General features: G+C 72.1%; 3 protein-coding genes and 1 pseudogene. 3 read left to right on the forward strand and 1 reads right to left on the reverse strand.

The window, feature by feature from the left end; translation table 11 throughout:
- From AOK09_RS34095 to AOK09_RS34105, 3 genes and pseudogenes are all read left to right on the forward strand, one after another.
- A pseudogene (locus tag AOK09_RS34095) lies at nt 1-684 on the forward strand (hypothetical protein); the annotation flags it as partial.
- Between the two features lie 311 nt (nt 685-995).
- Complete coding sequence (locus AOK09_RS34100) at nt 996-1,988, forward strand: TerC family protein (RefSeq protein WP_055591088.1); 993 nt, start codon at nt 996-998, stop codon at nt 1,986-1,988.
- A 187-nt stretch (nt 1,989-2,175) separates the two neighbouring features.
- Nucleotides 2,176-2,736, forward strand: coding sequence for a lamin tail domain-containing protein (locus AOK09_RS34105; RefSeq protein WP_063796154.1), 561 nt, complete (start codon nt 2,176-2,178; stop codon nt 2,734-2,736).
- Nucleotides 2,737-2,877: 141 nt separating this feature from the next.
- Here the strand turns inward: AOK09_RS34105 and AOK09_RS34110 are convergent.
- Nucleotides 2,878-3,788: alpha/beta fold hydrolase (locus AOK09_RS34110; protein ID WP_407675457.1), on the reverse strand; the 911-nt coding region annotated here is incomplete at its 5' end.

Consider the following 3,788-nt stretch of genomic DNA (forward strand, 5'->3'; position numbering starts at 1 on the left):
CTGCTGCTGAGGCTGCCGCTGGCGCGCGGCCTCTGGGTGGACTCCGGTGCCTCACCGGACGACGGCACCGCGGCTGCGGGCGGCCCGGCGGCCCATGACGAGCTGCGGGCCGCCGCCGCCACGGTGGCGTTCGCCGTCGCCGTCCGGCTGCTGGCCTGCCACCCGCCCGGCGCCCTGCGGCTGCACGCCGTGGACGGCAACGGGTCGTCCGGGGCCGCGCTGGCTGCCTTCGCCCGTGCGGGCCTGCTGGCGGCCCCGCCGGCTGTGGGGCGGGCGGCGGTGACCGCGCTGCTGGAGTCGCTGGTGGAGCGGGTGGACCTGGTGCAGATGGCGCTGCGCGGCGGGGCGGTGGACGCGCTGTCGTCGCATCCGGACGGGGCGGACCGGCTGCTGCTGGTGCAGGACTTCCCGTACGGCTTCGACGATCGTGCGCTGGGTCTGATCCGCTTCCTCGCGGAGGAGGGTCCGGCTGCCGGGGTGCATCTGCTGGTGGTGGCGGACCGCGAGGACGGCCGGGAGCACGGCCCGGTGCTGGACGGCTTCTGGCGGACACTGACCCGGCTCGCCCCGGTGCCGCAGACGTATCTGGCGGACCCCTGGGTCGAGCAGCTGTGGACCTACACGCCCCCGCTTCCGGAGCCGGGCAGCACCGTCCTGGTCGAGTTGCTGCGACGCCTGGTCTGACGGCGGTTCCAGCGCCCCGCGCCGGCCGGTCGGCGACGCCGGGCCCGGTGGGTCCGGCCGGGGGGCGCAGGACGGCCCGAGGCGGCCGTCGGCCTATCGCATGATTCCGATGTCTTTACCTTTGCGGGGTCGTTCTTTACCTTTCCTTGGTCTTCCTGGTAGAGTTCTTTGCATCGGAGGGGAGTACTCCCCCGCAGCGCCCTCGTCATCACGGCCCGTCCGGCAGTTCCGGACCGACCCGGGAGCGCAGGCTCGCAGCAGCGAGCGGAAGAGACCTCCGGCAGCCAACATCCGAATCTGCCGGAGGTGCAGTGGACGTCTCCCTGGCCATGTGGGCCACCACCATCGTGGCGCTGTGCGCCCTGATCGCCGTCGACTTCCTGGTCGGCGGTCGCAAGCCGCACGAGGTCTCGCTGCGGGAGGCCGGTACCTGGACGGCCGTCTGGGTCGTCCTCGCCGCCGCCTTCGGAGCCCTGCTGTGGTGGCACTCGGGATCACAGCCCGCCGGAGAGTTCTTCGCCGGGTACGTCACCGAGAAGTCGCTCAGCGTCGACAACCTCTTCGTCTTCATTCTGATCATGACGAAGTTCGCCGTCCCCAGGATCTTCCAGCAGCGGGTGCTGATGGTCGGCGTGCTGATCGCCCTGGTGCTCCGGGCCGGCTTCATCGCGGCGGGCGCCGCGGTGGTCGGCACCTTCTCCTGGGTCTTCTACTTCTTCGGCGCCTTCCTGGTGTGGACGGCCTGGAAGCTCATCCAGGACGCCAGGTCCGGCGAGCAGGAGACCGAGTTCGAGGGCAACCGGATGCTCGCCGCTGTCCAGCGGCGCTTCCCCGCTGCTGCCCGGTACCACGGCACCAGGCTGACGGTCCGGGAGAACGGCCGACGGCTGATCACCCCGATGCTGGTCGTCATGGTGGCGATCGGCACCACCGACGTGCTCTTCGCCCTGGACTCCATCCCGGCGATCTTCGGCCTCACCCAGGACCCGTACATCGTCTTCACCGCCAACGCCTTCGCCCTCATGGGTCTGCGGCAGCTCTACTTCCTCATCGGCGGCCTGCTGAAGAAGCTGGTCCATCTGTCCTACGGTCTGTCGATCATCCTTGGCTTCATCGGCGTCAAGCTGGTGCTGCACGCGATGCACGAGTCCGGGGTGCATGTGCCCGAGATCGGCATCCCGCTCTCGCTGGGTGTCATCTGCACCGTCCTGGCCGTCACCACGGTGACCAGCCTGATCGCCTCCCGGCGCACTGCGGCCGAACAGGTGGAGGACGCTGAGCGCCCCGATCGCGTCGACGCCTGACAGCCCTCCGCCCCCGTACCCCGCCGCACCGGCGCACGCCGGTGCGGCGCGGTGTGCCTCTCGCGCCTTGATCACCTCTTTGGGCGAAGTCGCGGCCATGCTGCCCCCGGGCGGCGGTGCGTGCTCGTACGGTCCTCGCATTGGCGCAGCCGATACCCAGGCCGCGCACTGAACCAAGAGGACATACATGCACGCACGTCGTATTGCCTCCATGCTCCTGGCCGCCAGCGCCGCGGCTGCCGTTCTCGGCACCGGCACCGCGCAGGCCGCGGGCGCCGGTCACCGGATCGAGCGCCACCGCGCTGTCGTTGAGCTGGGCACGGTCCACCGCGCCATCAACGCGCGCGACGAGTGGATCACCCTCACCAACACCACCGGTCGCACGCTGGACCTGCGCGGCTGGACCCTGTCGGACCGCGACCGGCACTCCTTCCGGATCGGCGGCCTCTGGCTGCTCGGTCACCACTCGGTGCGGGTGCACACCGGCCGCGGCCGCAACACCGGTCGTGACGTCTACCAGGACCGCAGCCGGGGCCTGTGGGACCGCTCCGACACCGCCACCCTGCGTGACTCCCGTGGGCGTCTCATCGACCAGGCGTCCTGGGGCAGCCGCGACGAACGCCACGACGGGCGCCACGAGGGCCGCGGCGGCGTCCGCCACGACGGACCCGGCGCCGTTCGTCACGACGGGCACGGCGACGTCCACAACGACGGGCACCACGACAGCCGTCACGACGGGCACCACTGACCGGCTGACCGGCTGACCCGCCCGCTGTGCTGAGGAGCGGGCGTCAGGGCTCAGGACAGAGGGCCGGCCGCATCCCCGGATGCGGCCGGCCCTGTTGTGTGTGGCCCTGTTGTGTGTGGCCGTGCGGCGTGCGGCCTGGTCTCAGCGGTGCTCCGCCGCTCTGCGGAGCAGGTCTCCGATCGCCTGGAGTACCGCGTCCTGGCGCTCCTCGTGGAGCCAGCCGTGCCCGGCGTCGTCGAGGATCCGGTGCTCGCCGCGCGGGACCGAGGCCGCCAGCCCTGCATGGAGCGCGGTCTTGGCCTCGTTGATCCTCCTCAGCGTCTCCTCGGGCCACAGCTGCGCCTGGGTCTCGTCATGGCCGCGCACGGTGACCACGATCAGCGGCACGTCCGGGAGCGAGGGGGCGTGCCGTAGCTCTTCGGCGACCTCGTCGTAGAGGTTGCGGTCCTCGCGCAGGCCGGTCCGCCAGGCGGCGAGGTGGTAGTCGGCGAGCGGTTCGCGGACGTGCTCCGGCCACCGTGCGAAGAACGGTGCGATCCGGCGGCGGGACTCCGCGAGCTGTTCCGGTGTGGGCTCGGGCGGCTCCATCCCGTGCATCTGCTCGATCCTGTCCCGGGCCTCCTGGGGGGCCAGGGCGTGGAGGTCCTCGTGGAAGGGGTCCAGCAGCAGCAGACCGGCCACCTCGTCGGGGTGGCGCTGGGCGTGGAGGCGCGCGTACGCCCCGCCCAGGGAGTGGCCCACCAGCAGATGGGGGCCGGGGACGTCGGCGGCGCGCAGCAGCTCGCGGAGTTCACGGGTGACCTCGGCGGCGCTGCGGGGCAGCTCGACCGGGTCGCTCCAGCCGGTGCCGGCGCGGTCGTACAGCACGCTGGTGGTCAGTTCGGCGGTGCGGTCGTGGGCGTTGAGGTAGTCCAGGCCGATCTGTCCGGCTCCCGGCAGGAACACCACGGCCGGTCCGCCGCTGCCCGAGCGGTGCAGCATCAGCCGCCGGCCCCCGATGTCGTACGGGCGCCCGATCGGCGACGGGGGAAGGGGGGTGTCGGGCCGGGCGG

It is taken from the genome of Peterkaempfera griseoplana, from assembly GCF_001418575.1.
Lineage (GTDB): Bacteria > Actinomycetota > Actinomycetes > Streptomycetales > Streptomycetaceae > Peterkaempfera > Peterkaempfera griseoplana.

Coding starts and splice junctions, on each gene's coding strand:
- AOK09_RS34105 (WP_063796154.1), top strand. CDS start 2,176: ATGCACGCACGTCGTATTGCCTCCATGCTCCTGGCCGCCAGCGCCGCG.